The sequence below is a fragment of the Paracoccaceae bacterium Fryx2 genome, assembly GCA_032334235.1.
Taxonomy (GTDB): Bacteria; Pseudomonadota; Alphaproteobacteria; order Rhodobacterales; family Rhodobacteraceae; genus JAVSGI01.
This window is the reverse complement of sequence record JAVSGI010000005.1, coordinates 1,410,628-1,434,923: the sequence shown is the minus strand read 5'-3', so window position 1 is coordinate 1,434,923 and position 24,296 is coordinate 1,410,628. Positions and strand designations below refer to the sequence as shown.

The window sequence follows — 24,296 nt, the reverse complement described above, 5'->3', positions numbered from 1 at the left end:
GAAGGACCGGGCGATGTCGGGGATGATGGTGAAGCTGGCGGGGATCGTGGCCCTGCTGCTGCTGGCGGGGTGCGAGTCGCGGCCGCTGGTGTCGGATTACAATGGGGCGAGCGTCAAGGTGCAGACCGACATGTTCACCGCCGAACCGGGGGAAAGTGCGCTGGCCGAAGCGCGGCGAATCTGCGGTGCCACGGGCAAGCGGGCGGGGTATGCCTCGACACGGGCCTTGCCGGATTACAACCACGAACACCTGTATCTGTGCCTGTAGCGGGCGCAGGGCCGCCAGCCCCGGGGGCAGGTATCAAGTCACGGCCCGGCGCGCGGCTTGGCGAACTCAGGGCCGCCAGCGCAGGAAGTTGGCGATCAGGCGCAGGCCGGTGGCCTGGCTTTTCTCGGGGTGGAACTGGGTGCCCACCATGGTGTCGCGGCCAATGATGGCGGTGATCGGCTGGCCGTAGTCGACGTGTGCCAGCCGATCGGCTGGATCGGCGACGCTGAAATGGTAGGAATGCACGAAATAGGCGTGCTCGCCGGTGGCGATGCCCGCCAGCACCGGATGGCTTTCGCCTGCCGGGTCGAGCACGAGGTCGTTCCAGCCCATGTGCGGCACTTTGAGTTGAAGATGTGGCAACTGCGGGTCTGTCGGTGTGATGCGCACGACCTCGCCGCCGATCCAGTCGAAGCCGGGCGTGTCGTGGTATTCGCGGCCCACGGTCGCCATCATCTGCATCCCGACGCAGATGCCGAGGAAGGGGCGGGCGCGGTTGGTCACCGCCTCTTCGATCGCCTCGAACAGCCCGCCGTAGGTGCCAAGCGCGCGGCGGCAGGCGGGGAAGGCGCCATCGCCCGGCAGCACGATGCGGTCGGCGCGGGCGACATCCTCGGGGCGGCTGCTGACCAGCACGTCGCCGCCGCCGACCTCCTGCGCCATGCGCTGAAAGGCTTTCTCGGCGGAATGCAGGTTGCCGCTGTCGTAATCGACGAGGACGGTCAGCATGGTCAGAGCGTGCCCTTGGTGGATGGAATGGCATCGGCCTTGCGCGGGTCGGTCTCTACCGCCAGCCGCAGGGCGCGGGCGACGGCCTTGAAGGCCGCTTCCGCGATGTGGTGGCTGTTGACGCCGTGGATCAGATCGACATGCAGGGTGATGCCGCCATGCGTCGCCAGCGCCTGAAAGAACTCGCGCACAAGCTCGGTGTCGAACGTGCCGATCTTCGGTGTCGGGAAGGCCACGTTCCACACGAGGAACGGCCGCCCCGATAGATCCAGCGCACAGCGCACCTGCGCATCGTCCATCGGCAGGGCGCATTCGCCATAGCGGCGGATGCCGCGCTTGTCGCCCAGCGCGCGGGCCAGCGCCTGGCCAAGGGCTATGCCGCAATCCTCGACCGTGTGGTGGTCGTCGATGTGCAGATCGCCCGTCGCCCGCAGCGTGATGTCGATCAGCGAATGCCGCGCCAGCTGATCAAGCATGTGGTCGAAGAAACCGACGCCGGTCCTGATGTCATAGGCGCCGCTTCCGTCGAGATCGACGGTCACGGCAATGTCGGTTTCGGCGGTGGTCCGGGTCAGGTCGGCCTTGCGCATTGGCGGGCTCCGGCAAAGGGTTGGCCGCGTTATAGGCGGGGCAGGGGTGCTTGGGAAGGGCTTCAGCCCGCCTTGCGGTGCGGCCCGAACGCCGCTGCGAGCGCCAGCATCACCCCCGACAGCGCCGCCATCATCCCGGCGGCCGAGACCGAGCCCGACAGCCCGACCATCTGCGGCCCGTAGCCCGCCACCAGATAGCCGCCCAGCGCCGCCACTGCCGCGATGGCAAGGCTCAGCCCCATCTGCACCTCCAGCCGGTCGGTCAGCAGCCGCGCGGTGGCGGGCGGGCAGATCAGCATGGCGATGGTGAGGATAGAGCCCACGGCGGTGAAGGCCGCGACGCAGGCCATTGCCGAGGCCGCGACCAGCCCCAGCGAGATTGCCCGCACCGGCAGCCCCAGCACCGCCGCATGGCCTTCGTCGAACGTCGCCATCCGCAGCGGGCGCCAGAACACGAAGGCGGCCAGCGCGATCAGCCCCGCCACCCCCGCCATCTGGCCCAGTTCGGGCGGCAACCCCGCAAGCGCCACCGGGTCGGCCAGCGAGGCCCAGCCGGTGGCATCCAGCCAGATCAGGCTTTCCAGGCTGCCATACAAAGCATGTTCCACATCCAGATGCATCGTTCCCGCGCCCGACCGCTCCAGCAGCAGGACCCCCAGCGCGAACATCGTGGTGAAGGTTACACCCATCGCCGCCCCGGAATCGATTCCGGCCAGTCGCCTTATGCCCTCGATCATGCCCACCGCCACCATCGCGGCGGCCCCCGCCCCCAGCATCATCGCCCAGGTGGCAATGCTGCCGGTCAGCAGAAACGCCACCACGATGCCCGGCAGCACGACATGGCTGATCGCGTCGCCCAGCATCGCCTGCCGCCGCAGCATCAGGAAGTTGCCCGGAATCGCGCAGGCCAGCGCCGCGAACAGCCCGATCAGCATCGGCGGCAATGAAAAGGCGACGAAATCCGCCCCCATCTCAGGCCCCCCGCGCCAGACGCGCCAGCAGCCCGCGCCGCGGGGCGACCAGAACCGAGACCACCAGCCCGGCAAAGGCCAGCAGCACGATCACCGGCCCGGTCGGCAGGTCCGGCCCCGCAGCCGAAATCGCCGCCCCGGCCCATCCCGCCGCGCCGCCCAGTGCCCCGGCGATCAGCGCCATGGTTCCGGCACGATCCGTCCACAGCCGCGCCGCCACCGCAGGCGTGATCAGCAGCGCCACGATCAGGATAAGCCCGACCACGCGGAGCCCGATCAGCACCACCCCCAGCGTCAGCAGCATCAGCGCCATGTCATACCGCGCGGGCCGCAGCCCCATCACCAGCGCGTGCCCCGGATCGAAGGCCACCATCAGCAGGGGCCGCCGCAGCAGCCCCACCAGCGCCAGCGCCAGCGCGCCGCCCCCCGCGATCAGCAGGGCATCCGCCTGCAACATGCCCGCGGTGGAGCCGAGCAGAAACCCCTCCAGCCCCGCCTGCCGCCCGGTGTTGAGCCCCTGAATAACTGTCAGAATCACGATGCCCGCCCCGTAAAAGGTCGAAAGCACCGCCCCGATCGCCGCATCCTCGGGCAGCCGGGTGCGCCGCACCAGCGCCTGCAACGCCCAAAGCCCGACCAGCGCCGAAAGCCCCGCCCCCACCAGCAGGCCCGGCAGGCTGCGCCCCTCGCCGCCAAGGGCCACCATCACCAGAAAGGCAAGGCCGACCCCCGGCAGGGTGGCATGGGCCAGCGCATCCGACACCAGCGCCCGGCGCCGCAGGAACAGGAAGGCACCCACCACCCCGGCCGCAACCCCCAGCATCGCCGCCCCCAGCGTGACCAGCGTCGCGTTGTAGCCCGACTGCAGGAACAGCGCGCTCCACATCTCTCAGGCGGCCAGCTGCGGCAGGGTGCCGCCGTAGGTCCGTGCCAGCGCCTCGCGGGTGAAGGCCGTGGCCACCGGCCCTTGCGCCATCGCCGTGCGGTTCATCAGCAGCACCCGGTCGAAATACTCCGGCACGGTGGACAGGTCGTGATGCACCGCGATCACGCTGGCGCCTTCGTCGCGCAGGCCCTTCAGCACCCCGATGATCGCGGATTCGGTTGCGGCATCGACCCCGGCAAAGGGTTCGTCGAGCAGATAGACCTCGGCCCCCTGCGCCAGCGCGCGGGCCAGGAACACCCGCTGCTGCTGCCCGCCCGACAGCGCGCCGATCTGGCGGCGGGCAAAGGCCTGCATTCCCACGCGGGCCAGACACTCCATCGCCTGCGCCTTGTGCGGCGCGCGCACCCGGCCCAGCAGGCCAAGCTGGCGATACATGCCCATCAGCACCACGTCGATCGCCCGCACCGGGAAATCCCAGTCCACACTGGCGCGCTGCGGCACATAGGCGATGCGGGCCCGCGCCACCTCCAGCGGCTGGCCCAGAAAGGCCACCGTGCCCGCCTTGCGCGGAATGATGCCCAGCGCGGCCTTCAGCAGCGTCGACTTGCCCGCCCCGTTCGGCCCGATGATCGCCGTCATGGCCCCGGCCTCGAACCGGGCGGTGACATCCTGCACCGCAGGCGCCGTGCCATAGGCGACGGTCAGGCCAAGGACATCGAGCGCGGGCAGGCCCATCCTCACACCCCCGCCAGCAGGCCGGACATGCCGCCCGCCGGGGCGCTGCCGTCCAATGCGCGGGCGATCAGCGTCACGTTGTGGTCGATCATGCCCAGATACGTGCCCTCGTAGGTGCCGTCCTTGCCCATCGCATCGGAAAACAGCTCGCCCCCGACCGAGACCGCATGGCCGCGCGCCTGCGCCCCTTCGACCAGCGCCCGGATCGAACGGTCGGAAACCGAGCTTTCCACGAACACCGCGGGCACCTTGCGCGCCACCAGCAGGTCGACCAGTTCCCCGACCCGCGCGAGGCCGGCCTCGCTTTCGGTCGAAAGCCCCTGGATGCCCTCGACCTCGAAGCCGTAGGCCCGGCCGAAATAGCCGAAGGCGTCATGCGCCGTCACCAGCACCCGCGACGAGGCGGGCACCGTCCCCAGCACGTCACGGGCATAGGTATCCAGCGCCCCGATCTCGGCAATGAACGCCGCCGCCGCCGCCGCATGGGCGGCCGCGCGGCCGGGCATCGCTTCGGTCAGCGCGGCTTCCACCACCGGCACCACCTGCGCCCAGAGCGTCGGGTCCATCCACACATGCGGGTCGAAGCGGTCGGGATATTGCGGGTTGCCGCGCAGCACCTCGCGCGGCAGCGCCTCGGCCACCGCCACGACGCGGCGGCTGCGGGAGAGCCCGTTCAGGAAATCCTCCATCTGCGCTTCCAGATACAACCCGTGCCACAGCACGAGGTCGGCCCTCGCCAGTGCCGCAATGTCGCTGCGGGTCTGGCGGTAGCCGTGCGGGTCCATTCCCGGCCCCATCAGCGCCCGCACCGCCCCGCCACCGATCCGCCGCGCGGCATCGGCAATCATCCCGGTGGTGGCAACGATCACCGGGCCCGTGTCGGCGCCGAGCGGGGCGGCAAGCAGGCCCGCGGGCAGCATGGCAAGCAGGGTTCGGCGGTTCAGCAACATGACGGGGAAGCCTCCAGGTTGACTGACAGATATGCGATTAAGTCGCAATGTCAATATGCTTGCGAGCAATTCTCAATCGCATTCCCTGGCCAGAAAGCAGAAAGGCTGCCGAAGCAGCCTGTTGCACCGAAACAGCGTTGGAAAGTCTGGAGCGGGCGAAGGGATTCGAACCCTCGACCCTAACCTTGGCAAGGTTATGCTCTACCCCTGAGCTACGCCCGCACTCCGTGGCGCGTCACTAGCGCATGTTCCGCGCAAGGGCAAGCGGCTTTGATGCCCCCGTCACGGCAGCAGCGCCCCATGCGCCAGCGCGCGCTCGTCCGGCGTTTCCGGGCGGATCGACACAAAGCCGCTGGTGCCGCAATCGGGCAGGCCAAGGGCGGCGATCAGCGGCGCATCGTAGTGCCCCGACAGCAGCAGGATGCCTTCCGCCGCCAGCCGGTCCCGGGTGCCGCGCCCGCCGTCGCCCCGGATGCGGCGCATGAAATCCTGCTGCCGCGCCACCGCCTCGATCACGTCGCGGCCGATCGGGCGGCGCTGCACCTCGCGGAACAGCGCCATCACGCGGGCATTCCCGGTCGCCCCGGCAAAGATCCGCGCCACCGCCTCGGGCGGCACCGTCCGCCAGAAGTTCGGCGGGCAGGGCTGGTCGCGCAAGAGCCACAGGATATGGGCAAACCCCGCGGCCGAGATGCTTTTCTTCGAATCCTTGTTCTGGCCGACCGTCAGATGGTCGCGCCGCGCCACGAACAGGCCCAGCCAGCACAGCGCGCGCGCCTCATCCACCGCGACCAGCAGGCAGGGCGCGTCGATGGCCTCGGTCGGGATCATCCAGTTGCCACCCATGGTATGCTTGATGTCGACATCATGGCCCAGAATGACAGTATCCAGCCGCCCCTTCGGCAACCCCAGCGCCGCGCGCAGGTCGATCTCGACCCGCGTGCCGATATAGGTCTTTTCGGTCTTTTCCAGATCGTCATAACAGCGCCGCCCGGTCTTGGCGGTCTGTATGACGGCATCGACACAATCGCGCAGCGTTTGCGGAATTGTTTCCGCCAGCGCAACAGCGCCCCCGGCCCGCCGCGTCACCTCCAGCCCCAGCGCCGACAGCAGGGCGAAATCGGGGTGCCCCGGCACGACCGCGCTGGCGGGCAGGGCGCGCCGCACCTAGCCGCGCACCGCCACCAGCCGGCGGGCGCTGATCGCCGCCGCCACCCGTTCGGCCACGGCGCGCGCCACGGGGGGCGGAAAGGCGTTGCCGACCTGCCGGTAGGCGTTGGTCTTGGCGCCGGTGATCTGCCAGTCATCGGGAAAGCCCTGCAGCCGCGCCACCATCGGCACCGTCAGGCGCGGCATCCCGACATGGTCCGCACCCGGCGCCCCGGGCGCCAGCGTGCGCCCCTCGACCCCAAGTGCTGCCCAGGCGCGGCGCGCCCGCGTCGGCCCCAGATCCGGCCCGCCGTGCTTTTTCGAGCCGCCGACGATGGTCGGCGCTATCTCGTCGGCCTGCGCCCGCCAGGCATCCGCCCCCGGCCAGCCGCCCGCCGCCATCAGGTCGTGCAGCGTATCGCCCACCGTGGCGGGGTTGTGGGCGTTGGGTTCCGGCCAGCCGAACAGGTCGGCCCGGTCGGCCCGGATCGCCACGATCACCACCCGGGGCCGCAGCTGCGGCACCCCGTAATCCGAGGCATTCAGCAGCCGCCAGTCGGTTTCATACCCCAGGCCGCGCAACTGCCGCTTCAGCCGCTCGCGGTAGTCGTGAAACACCGCATCCAGAAAGCCGCGCACGTTCTCGATCATCACGGCCTTGGGGCGCACCGCGTCGACGATTTCCAGCGCGTCGTTGAACAGGTTGCGTTCGTCCTGCTCGCCCAGCTGCTTGCCCGCCACCGAGAACGGCGGGCAGGGCAGGCCGCCCGCCACCAGATCGACCCCGGCGAAATCGGCCGCGCGGGCCTTGAACAGCCGCACGTCCTCCTCGATCACGTTCCAGCGCGGGCGGTTGTGCCGCAGGGTCTGGCAGCAGTGCCGGTCGATCTCGACCAGCGCCTCATGGCCGAATCCGGCCTTTTCCAGCCCCAGCGCCTGACCGCCGGCCCCGGCACACAACTCGATGGATGTCAGCATGTCGCGCGCCCCCCTGACCTGCATACAACCGCTTGCGCCGCGCCAAGTCCAGCGCCTGACTCAGGTTCCCGCAATGTTCTAACCCGCCCGCCCGCGCCCGGCAAGCCGCCCCGAAACGCAAAATGGCCGCCAGAGGCGACCATTTGCAAACCCTCCGGCCAAAGGCCGGAATATTGGAGCGGGCGAAGGGATTCGAACCCTCGACCCTAACCTTGGCAAGGTTATGCTCTACCCCTGAGCTACGCCCGCATCCTTTGGGTCCGGCTGATCTATAAAACCGCCGACCCGGCTGCAAGGGGGAAAGTGCGGTGCCCGCAAGAATTCCCGCGCCCCCCGCCTGCGCCCCCGTTTCTCATTGGCCCAAATACCCTCGGGGGTGGGGTCCGGGGCGGGGGCAGACAGCCCCCGCCCCGGCGCCTGCCGCAAGACCGGCGCCTGCCGCGCACCGAGCCCTAGCCCTCCAGTTCCACCAGCAGATCCTTGGCGTCGATCTGGCTGCCGGGGCTGACATGCAGCGCCTTCACGGTGGCGCTGCGGTCGGCGTGCAGGCCGGTTTCCATCTTCATCGCCTCGATGGTCAACAGCAGGTCCCCCGCATGGACCTTCTGCCCCACCGTCACCGCGACCGAGGCAATCGAGCCCGGCATCGGCGCGCCCACATGCGCCGGGTTGCCCTCGACCGCCTTCGGCTTCACCGCCGCCTTGGCCTTCAGCGCGCGGTTCGGCACCCGGATCACCCGGGGCTGGCCGTTCAGCTCGAAGAACACCTTCACGTCGCCGTCGTCGCCGGCCTCGCCCACGGTCTGAAGGCGGATCTCCAGCGTCTTGCCGGGGTCGATCTCGGCGGTGATCTCCTCGCCCGGTTCCATGCCGTAGAAGAAGGTCCGCGTCGGCAGGGTGCGCACCGGGCCATAGATGCGGTGGCGGGCGCGGTAGTCCATGAACACCTTGGGATACATCAGGTAGCCGTTCAGATCCTCGTCGTCGACGGTTTCCTCCTCGGCCTCGTCCGACACCGCCGCCAGATCCTGCGCCAGCCTGGCCCGCGCGGCTTCCAGGTCCACCGCCGCCAGATGCGCGCCGGGCCGGGCGGTGTTGGGCGCCTCGCCCTTCAGCACCCGGGCCGAGATGCCCGCGGGCCAGCCGCCATGCGGTTGCCCCAGATTGCCGCGCAGCATGTCCACCACCGACTCGGGGAAGGCCACGTCCACCGCCGGGTCTTCGACCTGCGCGCGGGTCAGACCCTGCGCCACCATCATCAGCGCCATGTCGCCCACCACCTTGGAGCTGGGCGTGACCTTGACGATGTCGCCGAACATCCGGTTGGCATCGGCATAGGCCTGCGCCACCTCGTGCCACCTCTCCTCCAGCCCCAGCGACCGCGCCTGCGCCTTCAGGTTGGTGAACTGGCCCCCGGGCATTTCATGCAGCCAGACTTCCGACGCGGGGGCGGGCAGGCCCGACTCGAACGCCGCATATTGCGCGCGCACCTGTTCCCAGTAGTTCGACATCCGCCGGATCGCGGCAATATCCAGCCCGGTATCGCGGTCGGTGTGGCGCAGCGCCTCGACGATGGAGCCGAGGCAGGGCTGCGAGGTGCCGCCCGAAAAGGCGTCCATCGCCGCATCGACCGCATCCACCCCGGCATCGCAGGCGGCCAGCACCGTCGCCCCGGCAATGCCGCTGGTGTCGTGGGTGTGGAAATGGATCGGCAGCCCGACCTCCTCCTTCAGCGCCCTGACCAGCACGCGGGCGGCGGCGGGTTTCAGGAGCCCCGCCATGTCCTTCAGCCCCAGCACATGCGCGCCCGCAGCCCTCAACTCCTGCCCCATCGCGACGTAGTATTTCAGGTCATACTTGGCGCGGTCCGGGTCGAGAATGTCGCCGGTATAGCAGATCGACCCTTCGCAGACCTTCTTCGCCTCGATCACCGCATCCATCGCGACGCGCATGTTCTCGACCCAGTTCAGGCTGTCGAACACCCGGAACACGTCGACCCCGGTCTCCGCCGCCTGTTTCACGAAGGCCTGCACCACGTTGTCAGGGTAATTGGTATACCCCACCCCGTTCGAGGCGCGCAGCAGCATCTGCGTCATTACGTTGGGAAGCCGCTCGCGGATGTCGCGCAGCCGCTGCCACGGGCATTCCTGCAGGAAGCGGTAGGCGACATCGAAGGTCGCGCCGCCCCAGCATTCGACCGAGAACAGCCCGCCGAGGTTTGCCGCATAGGCGGGCGTTGCCCGGATCATGTCGATCGACCGCATCCGGGTTGCCAGCAGCGACTGGTGGCCGTCGCGCATCGTGGTGTCGGTGATCAGCACGCGGGTCTGCGCCGCCAGCCAGTCGGCCACCGCCTGCGGGCCTTCCGCCTCCAGCAGGGTGCGGGTGCCGGGGGCGGGCTTGCCTTGCAGCAGGGGCGGGCGGGGGATCTTGACCACCGCCACCGGCCGCGTGCGCCCGGCAGTCTCGGGGTGGCCGTTCACCGTGATGTCGGCAATGTAGGTCAGGATCTTGGTCGCCCGGTCGCGCCGCTTCTTGAACGCCATCAGTTCCGGCGTCGTGTCGATGAACTTGGTGGTGTAGGTGTTGTTCAGGAAGGTCGGGTGCTTCAGCAGGTTCTCGACAAAGGCGATGTTGGTCGACACGCCGCGAATGCGGAACTCGCGCAGCGCCCGGTCCATCCGCGCGATCGCCTTCTCCGGCGTCTGCGCCCAGGCGGTAACCTTGACCAGCAGGCTGTCGTAATAGCGGGTGATCACGCCGCCCGCGTAGGCCGTGCCGCCGTCGAGCCTTATGCCCATGCCGGTCGCGCTGCGATAGGCCGTCAGGCGGCCGTAGTCAGGGATGAAGTTGTTCTGCGGGTCTTCGGTCGTCACCCGGCACTGCACGGCATGGCCCGACAGATGAATGTCTTCCTGCCGCGCCACGCCCGTTGCCTCGGCCAGCGTCGCCCCTTCGGCAATGCGGATCTGCGCCTGCACGATGTCGATGCCGGTCACCTCCTCGGTGACGGTATGTTCGACCTGCACCCGCGGGTTGACCTCGATGAAATAGAATTTGTCGCTGTCCATATCCATCAGGAACTCGACGGTGCCCGCGCATTCATACCCGACATGGGCGCAGATGCGGCGGCCAAGGTCGCAGACCTCGGCGCGCTGGGCGTCGGTCAGGTAAGGGGCGGGGGCGCGCTCGACCACCTTCTGGTTGCGGCGCTGCACGGTGCAGTCGCGCTCGTAAAGGTGATAGATGCTGCCGTACTTGTCGCCCAGAATCTGCACCTCGACATGCCGGGCGCGCAGGATCATCTTTTCAAGGAAGCCCTCGCCGTTGCCGAAAGCCGCCTCGGCCTCACGCCGCCCCTCGCGCACCTTGTCGGCCAGTTCCTCCGGCCCGTTGATCGGCCGCATCCCGCGCCCGCCGCCTCCCCAGCTTGCCTTCAGCATCAAGGGATAGCCCACTTCGGCGGCCTGGCGCTTCACTTCGTCCATGTCGTCGCCCAGCACCTCGGTCGCGGGAATCACCGGCACCCCGGCTTCCATCGCCACCCGGCGTGCCGAGGCCTTGTCGCCCAACGCCCGCATGGTGTCGGCCTTCGGCCCGATGAAGGCGATGCCCGCCGCCACGCAAGCCTCTACGAAATCAGGGTTTTCCGACAAGAGCCCATAGCCGGGATGGATCGCGTCCGCGCCTGAAAGCTTCGCCACCCGGATGATTTCCGGGATGCTGAGATAGGCCCCCACCGGGCTCAGCCCCTCGCCGATCCGGTAGGCCTCGTCGGCCTTGAAGCGGTGCAGCGACAGCTTGTCCTCTTCAGCGAACACCGCGACGGTCTTCTTGCCCATCTCGTTGGCGGCGCGCATCACGCGGATGGCAATCTCGCCCCGGTTGGCAATAAGGATCTTGCGGAATTCGGCCATGGTGGTTCCCCCGGGGCTGGTGTCGGACCCGACGCACTCTAGGGGTGCTGCGCTGCGGCGCAATAGCCTGCAAGGTCCGGCGCTCAACATTTGTCACGGATTCGCGGCGAATGGATAGGTCATCGCGGCTGACGTGAAAAACATGGGGAACAATCGCGGAACACTTCTTTCCCTCGGCAGCGCGCCGGGGTAGGGTGCCCCGATGAACGGCGATGACGAGAATGATGCCTTCGAGGCGGCGGTGCCGCTGAGCCAGCGCGCCATGGCGGCGCGGGCTGGTGGTGATGTAAACAGACACTACCTAGATGATCTGAATCCTGCTCAACGGGTCGGTGTCGAGGCATTGGACGGCCCGGTGCTGATGCTGGCGGGGGCGGGCACCGGCAAGACCAAGGCGCTCATGGCTCGTGTTGCGCACATCCTCACGCTTGAACGGGCAAAGTCACACGAAATTCTCGCGGTTACATTCACCAACAAAGCTGCCAAGGAAATGAAGGATCGCTTGGGAAAGACGCCGTTCGAACTGGAGCGCTTCCTTTACCCCCGCGGACTCCCTTGGATGGGCACATTCCATTCCCTTTCCGCGAAGATCCTGCGCCGCCATGCCGAATTGGCGGGCCTGAAATCCAACTTCACCATCCTTGACACCGACGACCAGTTGCGCCTGCTGAAACAACTGATCGCCGCCGCCAACATCGACGAAAAGCGCTGGCCCGCGCGCCTGCTGGCCGGGCTGATCGACAGTTGGAAGAACCGCGCCTGGACGCCGACAAAAGTGCCGCTGTCAGAGGCATCCGCCTACAACGGTCGCGGCACCGAACTTTACGAACAGTATCAGGACCGCCTGCGCACCCTGAACGCCACCGATTTCGGCGACCTGCTGCTGCATGTCGTGACGATCTTTCAGGCCCACCCCGACGTGCTGGCGCAATACCAGCGCTGGCTGCCCTACATCCTGGTGGACGAGTATCAGGATACCAACGTCGCGCAATACCTGTGGCTGCGGCTGCTGGCGCAGGGGCATCGCAACATCTGCTGCGTGGGCGACGACGACCAGTCGATCTACGGCTGGCGCGGCGCCGAGGTCGGCAACATCCTGCGCTTCGAGAAGGATTTTCCGGGCGCCCATGTGGTGCGGCTGGAACAGAACTACCGCTCCACCCCGCACATTCTGGCGGCGGCCAGCGGCGTGATCGCCAGGAACGCGGGCCGTCTCGGCAAGACCCTGTGGACCGAGGCGCAAGACGGCGAGAAGGTCCGCCTGATCGGCCATTGGGATGGCGAGGAAGAGGCGCGCTGGATCGGGGAAGAGGTTGAGGCGCTGCAACGCGGCACCCGCAGCCTTGCCCCGCATGGCCTTGACGACATGGCGATTCTTGTCCGCGCCAGCCACCAGATGCGCGCGTTTGAAGACCGCTTCCTGACCATCGGACTGCCTTACCGGGTGATCGGCGGCCCGCGCTTCTACGAACGGCTGGAGATTCGCGACGCGATGGCCTACTTCCGCCTCGCCGTCAGCCCCGAGGATGATCTGGCGTTCGAACGCGTGATCAACACCCCCAAGCGGGGCTTGGGCGACAAGGCGCAGGCCGACATCCAGCGCACCGCCCGCTCGTCGGGCGTGTCGCTGCTGGAAGGCGCGCGCGAACTGCTGGCGCTGAAGGCGATCGGCGGCAAGGGCGCGGGGCACCTGCGCGCCTTTGTCGATGGGGTGGACCGCTGGCATTGGTTTGTTGTGAACTCAGCCAATGTTGAACTGCTTGAGCAATTAGATGAAGAGTTGGAAAGGCTAAAGGATGAAGACTTTACCGAGCTTTCAGATATTGACCGGGCAGCGGCAGTCAAAGAGCGAGACGCAGCTCTAACAGCGATTGAATTCAAACTACTGCTGCTTAGAAGCCATGTCGCCCTTGCCGAACAGATTCTGGAGGAATCCGGCTACACCGCCATGTGGCAGAACGACAAGACGCCCGAGGCGCCGGGGCGGCTCGACAACCTCAAGGAACTGGTCAAGGCGCTGGAACAGTTCGACAATCTGCAAGGCTTCCTCGAACACGTCTCGCTGATCATGGAAAACGAGACCGAGGAGGCCGCCGAAAAGGTCACCATCATGACCCTGCACGCCGCCAAGGGGCTGGAGTTTCCGGTGGTGTTCCTGCCCGGCTGGGAAGACGGGCTGTTCCCCAGCCAGCGCAGCATGGACGAATCCGGCCTCAAGGGGCTGGAGGAGGAGCGCCGCCTCGCCTACGTCGGCATCACCCGCGCCGAGGAACTGTGCACGATTTCCTTCGCCGCCAACCGCAGGCTCTACGGCCAGTGGCAGTCGGCGCTGCCGTCGCGCTTCATCGACGAACTGCCCGCCGACCATGTCGAGGTGCTGACGCCGCCCGGCCTCTACGGCGGCGGCTACGGCGCGGCGGGGATGCAGGGCGGCCACGGCGGCGGCTCGACCATCGAACAGCGCGCGGCCAGCGCCAATGTCTACAACTCGCCCGGCTGGAAACGCCTGCAGGACCGCGCCGCCACCCGCCCGATGGCCCAGCCGCGCGAGGCGCGCAACACGGTGATCGACCTCGCCGCCGTGTCGTCCTTCACGCTCGACGACCGGGTGTTCCACGTCAAGTTCGGCTACGGCACCGTCACCGGAATCGAGGGCGACAAGCTCGATGTCGATTTCGACAAGGCCGGTGTCAAAAAGATCGTGGCCCGTTTCGTTGTCGCTGCCGATTCGGTCGATGAGGTGCCCTTCTAGGGCCGAAAACCCCCCTTTCAAGGCCATGTGCCTGTAAAGGCTTGCACAAAAATAAATCTCAAATTGATCCAGGTTAGAGCCTTGCTCTATCGCCAAATTATTATCAGAATGATACAACCCTAAGCTTAAATGCAGAATCCTGCTACCGCTTGAGGGGGTTTCCCGACATGACGGCGCATACCATCATCCTTGGCCCTGCCAGGGTTTCCGGAGGCATGGCTACCGATCACCACTTCGGCGCCAACGTGACCTTCAAGCAGAATTTCCTCGACCCCGGCGGCCCGTTCGACCGGCTGCACGACCTGCTCGGCTTCACGGACATGCGGTTTCCCGGCGGCACGGTCACCGAAGAGGCCACCTACGAAATGTCGGACCGATACACCGACCGCGGCAACCCCACCGGCATCGACCCCGGCGGCGGCGGCCGCTTCGTGACCTACCCCGCCTTTTCCGATCATGCCGAGGAACATGACGCCCGCGCGATGCTGGTGTTTCCCACCGAACGCACGCTGTCCGACGACCCCTACGGCACGCGCACCGTCACGCCCTTCGGCGTCTATCACACCCTCAACAGCATGAACCTGGTGATGGAGGGCGCCTACGGCCCGATCGACATCCACACCATCGAGATCGGCAACGAGTTCTGGTATCTCGACGCGCGCATGACCGCGACGGAATACGGCACGGTTGCCAACACCATGGCGCCCGGCCTGCAATTCATCATCGACCAGCACCGCGCCACGCTTGATGACCCCGACGCCTGGGAGGAACCGCGCATCGCCGTGCAGGCGGCACAGGGCTTCCAGGTCGCGGAAAACGCCGCGGTGATCGCCGGGCTGGACGATCCGGCCCGGGCGGCGATCGACACCGTGATCCAGCACTACTACCCGCAGCATTACGAACGGATCGACGATTTCGACAACGCCTTCAACCGGATGGACGATTTCGCCAATGCCCCGGGCTTCGGCCCGCTGGAATACTTCGTGTCCGAATGGAACATCCGGTCCACCCAGGTGGCCGAAACCGGGCTGACGCAGGCCTCGGCGCTGGTCGAGCAGATGCAGACCATGCTGGAGGAAGGCGTCGATTACGCCACCGTCTGGGGCACGCAATACCTCAACCTGCACAGCCGCCTTTCCACGCTGACACCCGATGCGGATGCGCCGGGCGGCTATGCCACCACCCTGACGGCGGCGGGCGAGGCGTTCCGCATGATGGCCGAAACCCTGCCCGGCACCCATGTGCTGTCGGCCGACACGCCGATCGAACTGCGCGAATACATCGGCACCGCCCCCGAAGACCGCCCCGAAGGCCACCGCGACCAGTTGGTGATGCACGCCTTTGCCGATGCCGACCATACCGTGATCTTCCTGTCGTCGCGCACCGACCAGCCGATGGAGATCACGCTCGACCAGCACGGTCTGGTGCCCGATTACACCCACCTCTGGGCGCAGACGCTCGGCGTGCTGGATGATCCGACCACCGCGGTGGACGAGGGCGACCCGACCGCCTATCTCGCCCGGCCCCATGTCACCACCCATCACGGCAATGCGCTGACCAATGACGAAACCGGCAACATCGAGGTGACGCTGGGCGCCTACGAGATGATCCGGCTGGAATTCACCACCTCGGAAACCGGGGTGCAGATGCGGGGCGACGACCAGATGGTCGATCCCGCCGCGAACTATGCCGACTACATGCCGGGCAGCGCCCATGATGACCGGATCGAGGGCAATCTGGGCAACGACACCCTGCTGGGCGGTGCGGGCAACGACCGGATCGACGGCGGCACCGGCAACGACGTGCTGCGGGGCGACACCGGCAACGATGCGCTGTTCGGCAATGACGGCGATGACCGGATCACCGGCGGCGCGGGCAATGACACGCTGATCGGCGGCTTGGGCAATGACACGCTGCAAGGCGACGGCGGCACCGACCATTTCATCGTCTCGGTCGAAGGCGACAGCACGATCACCGGTTTCCACCCCTCGAAAGGCGAGACGCTCAGCTTCCTGCGCCACTACGAAACCGCGCAGGATGTGCTGGACCGCATGACGGTCGAGGGCGACGACGTGCGCATCACCCATGACGACGGCGTGACCGACCTGCCGGGCATGGCGTCCGAAGTCGGGTCGCTGGCCGCCTCGCTCAGCGATTTCATGGAAGACTCGCCGGTGGCGGCCGAGGTGGATGCCCTGCTGCAACCCGCACCCGACGGCGGGCCGCCGCCGCCCCCGACCCCCGAGGAAATCGCGGCGCTGCCCGACATCGCGGACGATTATGTCCATGCCGAACTGCTGCTCTCCCTGACGCCATCGCAGATGGCCGAGCACATGGCGAACCTGAGCGATGACGCCTTCGACGACATGCTGACCGGCGTCAACATCGACATCCTGTTCTACGCGATGGACGACGCCTCGCTCGCCGCCTTCATGAACGCGCTCGACCCCGAACGGCTTGACATGGTGCTGGACGATCTGGCCCCCGGCACCGTCACCACCCGGCTTGAACTGATGGAGGATGGCGTCAACACCTTCCTGCCCGCACTGGGCACCGAGGCGCTGGTCGGCCTGCTGCAAGAAGTCGATGCCGAGGACGGCAAGGCCATCATGGCGCAGATGACCGCCGAAACCCGCGAAGACCTGCGCGGCTGCGTCACCGGCGAATACCCCGGCGAGGACCAGCCCGACGACCTGCAATACCTGTTCAGGGAACCGCCGCCCGGCGAGGAACCGGAAGACCCCGAGCCCGAGCCCGAGCCCGAGCCGGCGTCAGGGGGCGGCAGCTGCTTCGTGGCCACCGCGGCCTATGGCGACCGCAACCACCCCGACGTGGTCTACCTGCGCGCGGTGCGCGACCGCATCCTGATCCACCATGGCGCGGGGCGGCTTTTCATCGCGGCCTATTGGCAGGTCGGCCCGGTGCTGGCGCGGTGGCTCGCCCCCTATCCCGGCGCGCGCGGTCTGACACGCCGCCTGCTGGGCCGGATGATCGCCCGGATGCGCCGCGCCGATCTGGTCGCCCGCCACGGCCACCCCTGACGGCAGCGGCGCGCCCGGTCACGCCCCGCGCAGCACGATGTCCAGCGCGGCGCACAGCCGGTCCACCTCGGCCAGCGTGTTGTAATGCACCATCGACACCCGCAGAACGCCGCCGTCGCCCTCCAGCCCCAGATCCTCGATCAGGCGGCGCGAATGGAAATCGCCGTGCCGGATGGCAACCTTGTGCGCGTCCATCGCCCGCGCCACCGCGCCCGAATCCTGCCCGGCGATCCGGAACGCCACGGTCGGCACCCGGGCTGAGCCTTCGTTGCGCGCCGCCCCGATCACCCGGCAGTCGTTGCGCCCGCCCAGATAGTCCAGCAGGCGCCCGACCAGCGCATCCTCCTGCAGCGTCACCGCCGCAAACCCCGCCTCGATCCCGGCGCGGGTCGCGGCCCCGCCCGCATCGCCGCCAAGACCGCCAAGATAGTCGCGGATCGCCGTTACCGAATAGGCGCATTCATAGCTCGGGTTGCCGGGTTCCAGCTTGCCCGGCACTTTGTCGCGGCCGTAGAAATAATGATACAGCGGGTCCAGTTCCAGCAGCAGGTCATGCTTGCCATACATCACCGCGTAATGCGGCCCGAAGGTCTTGTAGAGGCTGAAGACATAGTAATCGACATCCCAGGCCCGCACGTCGATCGCCCGGTGCGGCGCATAGGCCACCGCATCGACACAGATCCGCGCGCCGCGGTCATGCACGAAACGGGCATAATCGGCCACCGGCTGCACCTGGCCCAGAATGTTCGAGACATGCGTGACGCAGACCAGCCTGGTCCGCGCGGTCATGATCGCACCCAGATCCTCCAGATCCAGCGCCAGCGTCTCGTGGTTCAGCGGCCAGACCTTCACCGTGATGCCGAACTCGCGCAGGCCGACCCAGGGCCCGATGTTGGATTCGTGGTCGGCCATCGACACGATCACCTCGTCGCCCGGTGAAAGCTGGCTGCGCATCGCGCGGGCCAGGTTCTGCATCAGCACCGTGGTCGAGGGGCCGAACACGATCTCCTCTGCCCGTTCGGCGTTCATCAGCATCCGCGCCGCCTCGCGCCCGTCGCGCAGCGCGGCGGCGGCGGCCAGCGACAACTCGTAGCTGCCGCCGATCTGCACGTTGCGCGTCAGCAGGAAGTCGGTCATCCGCTCCACCGCGCCGCGCAGGATCTGCGACCCGCCGGCATTGTCGAACAGCGTCCAGCCCAGCGACAGGCCGGGGAACTGGCGGCGCACATGGTCCAGATCAAGGGGTTTGGTCAAGGCTCGTCTCCGTGTCAGGGGCGGCGGGGATGCCCCGCGCCGGGAATGTCGTCCGCCTAGCGCCTGCCTGCCGCGTAGCGTTTTTCCAGCCGGGCCACGATCTCGACCAGCGGCCACAGCAGCAGCACGTAAAGGATCGCAGCCCCGATCAGCGGGCTGGGGTTGGCGGCCAGCGCCTGCGCCTGCGTCGCCTGTTTCAGCAGGTCCGGCATCGCCACCACCGAGGCGAGCGCGGTATCCTTCATCACGTTGATGCAGTTGTTGGTCAGCGGCGGAATCACGATGCGGATCGCCTGCGGCAGTATCACCTTGACCATGGTGTGCCGGTAGCCCAGCCCCAGCGCCGCCGACGCCTCGAACTGCCCGCGCGGGATCGCCTCGATCCCGGCGCGGAAGATCTCGGCGGTATAGGCCGCCGAGACCAGCGACAGCGCCGACACCGCCGACAGGAACGGCGACAGCCGGATGCCGACGAAGGGCAGCGCGTAATAGATCAGGATCAGCAGCACCAGCAGCGGGATCGAGCGCATGAAGTTGATGTAGATCCTGGCCAGGACCTGCATCCAGCGCGGCGCGTAAAGCCGCACCAGCGCAAGCCCCAGCCCCAGGCCCAGCCCGGCCAGAATGCTGACGGCCCCGATCTGCAGGGTGATCCACAGCCCCGACAACAGCAGCGGAAAGGTGCGGATCAGGACCGGCACATTGAAGAAGGTATCAATCAGTTCCATGCCCGGCCCCTTGCGGTTGCGGCGGCGGGGGAGCCCGGCGCCGCGCCTGCCTTATTGCAGTTTCGGCATGTCGAGCACGGTCGCGGTCGAGGTCGCGGGCTCGGGGTCGGCGCCGAACCACTTCTTGTGGGTCGCTGCGACAAAGCCTTCCTGTTTCAGCGTGGTCAGGATCGCGGACACCTCGGCCGCCAGCGGGGCGTCCTTGGCGAACATCATCGAATATTGCTCGCCGGTCAGGATGCGCTCGGCCACCAGCAGCTCGGGCTTGTCCTTGGCATAATATTGCAGGGCCGGAATGTCGCTGATGTAGCCATCGACCCGGCCGTTGACCAGATCGAGCATCGCAGGCGCCAGCCCCTCGTAGCGGCGGATCTCGGCAAGGCCGTATTTCGCCTGATTCTCGGTCGCCCACATGTCACCGGTCGATCCGGTATCGACGCCGATGATCTTGCCCGACATGTCGGCCAGCCCCTTGAGCCCGCTGGCCGCCGTGACGGTCAGCGACTGGTCGCTGTCATAATAGGCCTGGGCAAAGCTGACCTCGGCAAGCCGCTTCTGGGTGATGGTGATCGACGACATCGCCATGTCGATCCGCCCCGACTGCACCGCCGAGAACAGGCCGTTGAACGGAATGTTCTCCAGTTTCAGGTCGCGCCCCAGACGTGCGGCGATCTCGGTCGCCAGATCGATCTCGAACCCGACGAAGGCGCCGCTGTCATCCTGGAATTCCCACGGCACGTTGCCGATGTTGGCACCCACCGTCAGGTCCGCCGCCTGCGCCTGCGCCGTGAACGCCAGTGCCGCCGCAATGGCCGTGGCCTGCAAGAAGGATCTTCTGAACATGTCGCTTGTCCTTTCCCTGTTGATTTTACCCTGTTGGCCGTCAAACTGGTCTGACCGGTCAGGCCAAACCAAGCATGATGCCTTTTTGAAAGCAAGGCGGTAGTTGGAAGGCCGGACGGGGCGAAATGGAACGGGAAAGCAGGGTGAACCGGATCGAACGCGACGACGGGGGGGCAGCACCGGGCTGGATGCCGCTGCCGCAGGTGGTGGCGCGCAAGTTGCAGACCATGATCCTGAACGGAACCCTGAAGCCTGGCGACCGCATTCCGTCGCAGCGCGTGCTGTCGGACAGCTTTTCCGTCAGCCGGGCCTCGCTGCGCGAGGCGCTTCTGACCCTTGAAACGCTGGGCCTGATCCGCACCGAACCGGGGCGCGGCACCTTCGTCACCGCCGGGCGGCAAAGCCCCGATGCGGCCGACCTGAAATGGCGCTACGCCGACAGCTACCCGATGCCCGACGTGTTCCAGACCCGGCTGATGCTGGAAAGCCAGATCAGCGCCGCGGCCGCCGCGGTCATCGGCGCCATGCCTCTGGCCGCGCTGGCCGAGGCCACCGACCGGATGGAACGCTGCTGGGAGGAGGGCGATCTTCTGTCGAACGTCGAGGCCGATCTGGCGTTCCATCTGGCGATTGCCCAATCCTGCGGCAACCGGCTGCTTCTGACGCTCTATGACACGGTGCGCAGCCTGCTGACCGAAACCCAGCGCCAGCCGATTCCGCGCACCCGGTCGGACCGGATGCGCGAATCGCTCGCCGAACACCGGGCGGTCATCGCGGCGCTGGCCGCAGGCGATGCCGAGGCGGCGCGGCAGGCGATGGCGGCGCATGTGCGCAACACGGCGCTTTGCGCCGGGATCGTGATCTGATCGGGTTCGGGCTTGCAGCGGCGGGCTGGCGGTGCCGCGGGAGCCTCCGGCGGGGATATTTGAGAACAGAAGAAAGGGTCAGGGGCGGTTCAGGCGGTGGGCGGCGCGGTCAAGCCCATGGACGGCAAGGCCCGCGAGCAGGCCCCAGAAGGCCGCGCCGATGCCGAACACCGCGACGCCTGCGGCGGTGACGGTCAGGGTGACGGCGGCGGCGAAGCGTTGCGGCGGCGCGGCAAAGGCCCCGGTCAGCGCGCCGGTCAGGGGCCCCAGCAGCGCAAGCCCGACCAGCGCCGTGACCAGCGCGGCAGGCAGGGCGGCGATGAACCCCAGGATCAGCGGGCTGAACAGGCCCAGCGCCACCCAGATGCCCGCATAGACCAGCCCGACCCGCCAGCGCCGGTCGCGGTCGGGGTGGACATCGGGGCCAAGGCAGATCGCTGCCGTGATCGCCGCCATGCTGGTGGTGTGGGCGCCGAACAGCGCGCTCAGCGCCGACAATCCGCCCGTGACCAGCAGGGCAGGGCGCACCGGCGCCGCGTAGCCCGCGGCGCGCAGCGTAGCAAAGCCCGGCAGGTTCTGCGACGCCATGGTGACAAGGTAGAGCGGCAGGCCAAGGCCCAGCAGCACGCCGGGACGGAAGTCGGGGGGGATGAAGGTCAGGGCGGGCGGCGGCAGGGAAAGCCCCGGCAGGGCGGCCGCCCCGGTGGCAAAGGCCAGCGCCAGCCCGCAGCCCAGTGCCGCCAGCACCGCCAGCGCCGGATTGGCCAGCCGCACCAGCAGGAAGACGGCGACCATCGGCAGCACCAGCAGCGGCAGCGCCAGCGCCGCGCCGGGCAGTGCGAGGCAGAACGGCAAGAGCACGCCCGCCAGCATCCCCGCCGCGATGCCGTCCGGGATCAGCGCCACCGCGCGCCCCAGCGGCCCGAGCGCCCCGGTCAGCGCCACCAGCGCCCCGGCCAGCACGAAGGCGCCCACCGCCTCGGGCATGGAAATGCCCTGTGTCGCCGCGATCAGCGCCGCCCCCGGTGTCGACCAGGCCAGCACCACCGGCACCCGCGACCACAGGCTCAGCACCGCCGAGCCTGCCGCCTTGGCAAGGCACAGCGCCAGCACCCAGGACGCCGTCTGCGCCGGGGTCGCGCCCAGCGCCGCGGCCGCCGCCAGGATCAGCGCGATGGTCGAGCCATAACCGACCAGCGCCGCGACCAGCGCCGCCGAAAGAAGGGATGCCCGCATCAACCGCTCCTGCCCGTGGTGGCGGACTATCCCCGCCCGCGCGGGCAAGTGCAAGGCGGCCCTCGCGGGCAGCGCAAGCCGAGGACCGCCAACGGAAAACGGCGGCACCCGCAGATGCCGCCGTTCCGGGCCTGTCCCGCCGCGACCGATGCGGGCCGCATCGGGGGTGGCACGTGTGCTGATGGCGAAATCCGGGCGCGGCGGCACCCGGGAGGGAGGATCGGTGCCGCCGCTTGTCCGGTTGACCCGGGGAGGTCGGGCCTTCCGAAACTTGGGAAGAGGGCGCGGCGGCACCAGGGAGGAGGAGAGATGCCGCCGCATGTCCGGTTGACCCAGGGAGGAGGTTGGGCCTTCCGAAAGCGTTGGGCCAGAAGCGCGCGCGCCCGGACCCTGAAATGAAATGCGGCGACCCCAGGGAGGAGGAGCGAGGTCGCCGCCGGTTCGATTGGCCCAGGGAGGAGGGAGGGCCGTTCAAACAACACCCGAAGCAGACGCTTCGTTCCGCGGTGGAAGCTTGCGCTTCCGAAGAAAGGACGGCGGCACCAGGGAGGAGGAGAAGTGCCGCCGCTTTTGCTACAGGCCCCGGGAGGAGGTGGGGCCTCGCAAGAAACCTATTTGCCGTAGGCCGCCTCCAGCGCGATCCGGGTGATCATCGAGCGGTGGATGCCCAGATCGGCCAGTTCGCGGGTGGACAGTGCATTCAGTTCGCGCACGGTTTGCGAATAGACGCGGCGCTGCTGGAAGTACGCCTTGACCGACCCCACCAGTGAGGTGACGCGGTAGGCGACACCATGGTGCGCGGTGCGGTTGGTGTTAGCGTAAGCCATCTGTTCAGCCTCGGTTCTGCTCTTGGCGCCTGTTGATCCTGCCGATTGCAGGTCGGTTGCGCTGTTGGAGCCAAGATGGGTCATTTGCTGCGCCTGCACAATGCCCGCCCACCGCAATGCTGCCATGCAGCATCGGCATGGCTGGGCCAAAGATTTACCTAACGTAAACAGGCGCTTCGCCTGAATATTCAGCAGGACGCAAAGCTGCCCTTGCCCTTTGCCGCAAAGCGCACGACCTTTGCCGCTGGATTGGGCGAAGGAGAAACCATGTCCGTCACGCAAGAGGCCGTGCTGGCCGCCCTTTCCCGGGTGCCGCTGCCCGGCGGCGGCGATCTGGTTTCGCGCGACATGATTCGCGCCCTGACGGTCGAGGCGGGCCAGGTGCGGTTCGTGATCGAGGCCGAAAGCCCTGAACAGGCACGCGCACTGGCCCCCGCGCAGGCGCAGGCCGAAGCCGCGCTGCGCGCGCTGCCCGGGGTGGCCGGCGTGCAGGTGGTGATGACGGCGCACGGCCCTGCGGCCAGGGCGCCTGCCGTCAAGATCGGCCAGCATCCGTCGCCGCAAACGGGCGGGCCGCAGCGCATTTCCGGCATCGACCGCATCATCGCCATCGGCTCGGGCAAGGGCGGGGTCGGCAAGTCGACGGTCGCCTCGAACCTCGCGGTGGCGCTGGCGCGGCAGGGCAGGCGGGTCGGCCTGCTGGATGCCGACATCTACGGCCCGTCGCAGCCGCGCATGATGGGCGTCAGAAAGCGCCCCGCCAGCCCCGACGGCAAGACCATCATCCCCCTGCAGGCGCATGGCGTCACCATGATGTCGATCGGCCTGATGCTGAAGGAGGACGAGGCGGTGATCTGGCGCGGCCCGATGATCATGGGCGCCTTGCAGCAGTTGCTGGGGCAGGTGGCGTGGGGCAGGCTCGACATCCTGCTGATCGACCTGCCGCCCGGCACCGGCGACATCCAGCTGACGCTCTGCCAGCGCACCCACCTGACCGGCGCCATCGTCGTCTCCACCCCGCAGGACGTGGCGCTGCTCGATGCGCGCAAGGCGCTCGACATGTTCCAGAAGCTCAAGACCCCGGTTCTGGGCCTGATCGAGAACATGTCCACCTACATCTGTCCGAACTGCGGCCACGAGGCGCATCTCTTTGGCCATGGCGGCGTGGCAGCCGAGGCGGCCAAGCAGGGCCTGCCCTTCCTGGGCGAACTGCCGCTCAGTCTCGACGTGCGGGTGGCGGGCGATGCCGGAACGCCGATTGCCGCGGGCGAGGGGCCGCAGGCCGACGCCTACGCCCGGCTGGCGGCGCGGCTGGTGGCCGGCGGCATGGCCTGACGCGCCCCCCGACCCGAATCACTTTTTCCGTGAACAGGCGGCAGAACCCGGGTCACCCCCCGGGTTTTTTGCCCTTAGCCCCGGCTTTCCTGCCACGCGCCCGGTATTTCGGCTTCCGCGCGGGATTTCCCGGGATTTTGCTGGAAACTATGGGCAAATCAGACACACCCCATATCTGGTAGTGAACCCGAGCCATTTCCGCCAGGTCTTGTTCCTTCGCGTGGCATTTCCCGCCGCGCCG

The 24,296-nt window shown here is 67.8% G+C and carries 18 protein-coding genes, 2 tRNA genes and 1 pseudogene; 5 read left to right on the top strand and 16 right to left on the bottom strand.

Annotated elements, in window-relative coordinates; all coding sequences use genetic code 11:
• Positions 1 to 13 precede the first annotated feature (13 nt).
• Positions 14 to 268, top strand: coding sequence for a hypothetical protein (locus RNZ50_16120; GenBank protein MDT8856519.1), 255 nt, complete (start codon positions 14 to 16; stop codon positions 266 to 268).
• Positions 269 to 334: 66 nt separating this feature from the next.
• Here RNZ50_16120 and hisH read toward each other — a convergent pair whose 3' ends face one another.
• The 11 genes and pseudogenes from hisH to RNZ50_16065 form a co-directional block, all read right to left on the bottom strand.
• On the bottom strand, positions 335 to 997 hold the full coding sequence (gene hisH, locus RNZ50_16115) for an imidazole glycerol phosphate synthase subunit HisH (GenBank protein MDT8856518.1): 663 nt from the start codon (positions 995 to 997) through the stop codon (positions 335 to 337).
• A gap of 2 nt (positions 998 to 999) precedes the next feature.
• The gene (hisB, locus tag RNZ50_16110) at positions 1,000 to 1,587 is read right to left on the bottom strand and encodes an imidazoleglycerol-phosphate dehydratase HisB (GenBank protein ID MDT8856517.1); all 588 of its coding nucleotides are present in this window, start codon (positions 1,585 to 1,587) and stop codon (positions 1,000 to 1,002) included.
• A gap of 62 nt (positions 1,588 to 1,649) precedes the next feature.
• Positions 1,650 to 2,558 (bottom strand): metal ABC transporter permease, encoded by a 909-nt coding sequence (locus tag RNZ50_16105; GenBank protein MDT8856516.1) that lies wholly within the window; start codon positions 2,556 to 2,558, stop codon positions 1,650 to 1,652.
• A gap of 10 nt (positions 2,559 to 2,568) precedes the next feature.
• Positions 2,569 to 3,444: pseudogene (locus tag RNZ50_16100) on the bottom strand (metal ABC transporter permease).
• A 3-nt stretch (positions 3,445 to 3,447) separates the two neighbouring features.
• Entirely contained in the window at positions 3,448 to 4,179 is a 732-nt protein-coding gene (locus RNZ50_16095) for a metal ABC transporter ATP-binding protein (GenBank protein MDT8856515.1), read from the bottom strand.
• Positions 4,180 to 4,181: 2 nt separating this feature from the next.
• The gene (locus RNZ50_16090; GenBank protein MDT8856514.1) at positions 4,182 to 5,129 is read right to left on the bottom strand and encodes a zinc ABC transporter substrate-binding protein; all 948 of its coding nucleotides are present in this window, start codon (positions 5,127 to 5,129) and stop codon (positions 4,182 to 4,184) included.
• 147 nt (positions 5,130 to 5,276) lie between these two features.
• Positions 5,277 to 5,351, bottom strand: a tRNA-Gly gene (locus RNZ50_16085).
• Positions 5,352 to 5,411: 60 nt separating this feature from the next.
• Complete coding sequence (locus RNZ50_16080) at positions 5,412 to 6,296, bottom strand: NaeI family type II restriction endonuclease (GenBank protein ID MDT8856513.1); 885 nt, start codon at positions 6,294 to 6,296, stop codon at positions 5,412 to 5,414.
• Positions 6,297 to 7,256 (bottom strand): DNA cytosine methyltransferase, encoded by a 960-nt coding sequence (locus RNZ50_16075; GenBank protein ID MDT8856512.1) that lies wholly within the window; start codon positions 7,254 to 7,256, stop codon positions 6,297 to 6,299.
• Positions 7,257 to 7,430: 174 nt separating this feature from the next.
• Positions 7,431 to 7,505: transfer RNA gene (locus RNZ50_16070), tRNA-Gly, on the bottom strand.
• A gap of 203 nt (positions 7,506 to 7,708) precedes the next feature.
• Entirely contained in the window at positions 7,709 to 11,173 is a 3,465-nt protein-coding gene (locus RNZ50_16065) for a pyruvate carboxylase (protein MDT8856511.1), read from the bottom strand.
• A gap of 202 nt (positions 11,174 to 11,375) precedes the next feature.
• Between RNZ50_16065 and RNZ50_16060 the strand changes: the two genes are divergently transcribed.
• Together RNZ50_16060 and RNZ50_16055 are read left to right on the top strand one after the other, a co-directional pair.
• On the top strand, positions 11,376 to 13,925 hold the full coding sequence (locus RNZ50_16060; GenBank protein ID MDT8856510.1) for a UvrD-helicase domain-containing protein: 2,550 nt from the start codon (positions 11,376 to 11,378) through the stop codon (positions 13,923 to 13,925).
• Positions 13,926 to 14,092: 167 nt separating this feature from the next.
• Positions 14,093 to 16,966 carry a CFI-box-CTERM domain-containing protein gene (locus RNZ50_16055; protein ID MDT8856509.1) on the top strand — a complete coding sequence of 958 codons (2,874 nt, stop codon included), beginning with the start codon at positions 14,093 to 14,095 and terminating at the stop codon, positions 16,964 to 16,966.
• A gap of 18 nt (positions 16,967 to 16,984) precedes the next feature.
• Here RNZ50_16055 and RNZ50_16050 read toward each other — a convergent pair whose 3' ends face one another.
• From RNZ50_16050 to RNZ50_16040, 3 genes are read right to left on the bottom strand one after another with little or no spacing between them, the layout of a single operon-like run.
• Positions 16,985 to 18,220: an aminotransferase class V-fold PLP-dependent enzyme gene (locus tag RNZ50_16050; protein MDT8856508.1), complete on the bottom strand. Its 1,236-nt coding sequence runs from the start codon at positions 18,218 to 18,220 to the stop codon at positions 16,985 to 16,987.
• 56 nt (positions 18,221 to 18,276) lie between these two features.
• Positions 18,277 to 18,948, bottom strand: coding sequence for an amino acid ABC transporter permease (locus RNZ50_16045; protein MDT8856507.1), 672 nt, complete (start codon positions 18,946 to 18,948; stop codon positions 18,277 to 18,279).
• A gap of 51 nt (positions 18,949 to 18,999) precedes the next feature.
• Positions 19,000 to 19,791, bottom strand: a complete 792-nt coding sequence (locus tag RNZ50_16040; protein MDT8856506.1) for an ABC transporter substrate-binding protein — start codon at positions 19,789 to 19,791, stop codon at positions 19,000 to 19,002.
• A 125-nt stretch (positions 19,792 to 19,916) separates the two neighbouring features.
• On the opposite strand from RNZ50_16040, the gene RNZ50_16035 reads away from it, so the two are divergent.
• Positions 19,917 to 20,657, top strand: a complete 741-nt coding sequence (locus RNZ50_16035; protein ID MDT8856505.1) for an FCD domain-containing protein — start codon at positions 19,917 to 19,919, stop codon at positions 20,655 to 20,657.
• Positions 20,658 to 20,735: 78 nt separating this feature from the next.
• Here the strand turns inward: RNZ50_16035 and RNZ50_16030 are convergent, their stop codons facing one another.
• Positions 20,736 to 21,893 carry a benzoate/H(+) symporter BenE family transporter gene (locus RNZ50_16030; GenBank protein ID MDT8856504.1) on the bottom strand — a complete coding sequence of 386 codons (1,158 nt, stop codon included), beginning with the start codon at positions 21,891 to 21,893 and terminating at the stop codon, positions 20,736 to 20,738.
• Between the two features lie 611 nt (positions 21,894 to 22,504).
• Positions 22,505 to 22,720 carry a DUF1127 domain-containing protein gene (locus tag RNZ50_16025; GenBank protein ID MDT8856503.1) on the bottom strand — a complete coding sequence of 72 codons (216 nt, stop codon included), beginning with the start codon at positions 22,718 to 22,720 and terminating at the stop codon, positions 22,505 to 22,507.
• Between the two features lie 267 nt (positions 22,721 to 22,987).
• Here RNZ50_16025 and RNZ50_16020 point away from each other — a divergent pair, with 267 nt between their 5' ends.
• Positions 22,988 to 24,055, top strand: a complete 1,068-nt coding sequence (locus RNZ50_16020; protein MDT8856502.1) for an Mrp/NBP35 family ATP-binding protein — start codon at positions 22,988 to 22,990, stop codon at positions 24,053 to 24,055.
• Positions 24,056 to 24,296 lie beyond the last annotated feature (241 nt).

Coding starts and splice junctions, on each gene's coding strand:
- RNZ50_16025 (MDT8856503.1), bottom strand. CDS start 22,720: ATGGCTTACGCTAACACCAACCGCACCGCGCACCATGGTGTCGCCTAC.
- RNZ50_16055 (MDT8856509.1), top strand. CDS start 14,093: ATGACGGCGCATACCATCATCCTTGGCCCTGCCAGGGTTTCCGGAGGC.
- hisB (MDT8856517.1), bottom strand. CDS start 1,587: ATGCGCAAGGCCGACCTGACCCGGACCACCGCCGAAACCGACATTGCC.
- RNZ50_16120 (MDT8856519.1), top strand. CDS start 14: ATGTCGGGGATGATGGTGAAGCTGGCGGGGATCGTGGCCCTGCTGCTG.
- RNZ50_16105 (MDT8856516.1), bottom strand. CDS start 2,558: ATGGGGGCGGATTTCGTCGCCTTTTCATTGCCGCCGATGCTGATCGGG.
- RNZ50_16045 (MDT8856507.1), bottom strand. CDS start 18,948: ATGGAACTGATTGATACCTTCTTCAATGTGCCGGTCCTGATCCGCACC.
- RNZ50_16060 (MDT8856510.1), top strand. CDS start 11,376: ATGAACGGCGATGACGAGAATGATGCCTTCGAGGCGGCGGTGCCGCTG.
- RNZ50_16090 (MDT8856514.1), bottom strand. CDS start 5,129: ATGTTGCTGAACCGCCGAACCCTGCTTGCCATGCTGCCCGCGGGCCTG.
- RNZ50_16030 (MDT8856504.1), bottom strand. CDS start 21,893: ATGCGGGCATCCCTTCTTTCGGCGGCGCTGGTCGCGGCGCTGGTCGGT.
- RNZ50_16035 (MDT8856505.1), top strand. CDS start 19,917: ATGGAACGGGAAAGCAGGGTGAACCGGATCGAACGCGACGACGGGGGG.
- RNZ50_16020 (MDT8856502.1), top strand. CDS start 22,988: ATGTCCGTCACGCAAGAGGCCGTGCTGGCCGCCCTTTCCCGGGTGCCG.
- RNZ50_16040 (MDT8856506.1), bottom strand. CDS start 19,791: ATGTTCAGAAGATCCTTCTTGCAGGCCACGGCCATTGCGGCGGCACTG.
- RNZ50_16065 (MDT8856511.1), bottom strand. CDS start 11,173: ATGGCCGAATTCCGCAAGATCCTTATTGCCAACCGGGGCGAGATTGCC.
- RNZ50_16075 (MDT8856512.1), bottom strand. CDS start 7,256: ATGCTGACATCCATCGAGTTGTGTGCCGGGGCCGGCGGTCAGGCGCTG.
- RNZ50_16095 (MDT8856515.1), bottom strand. CDS start 4,179: ATGGGCCTGCCCGCGCTCGATGTCCTTGGCCTGACCGTCGCCTATGGC.
- hisH (MDT8856518.1), bottom strand. CDS start 997: ATGCTGACCGTCCTCGTCGATTACGACAGCGGCAACCTGCATTCCGCC.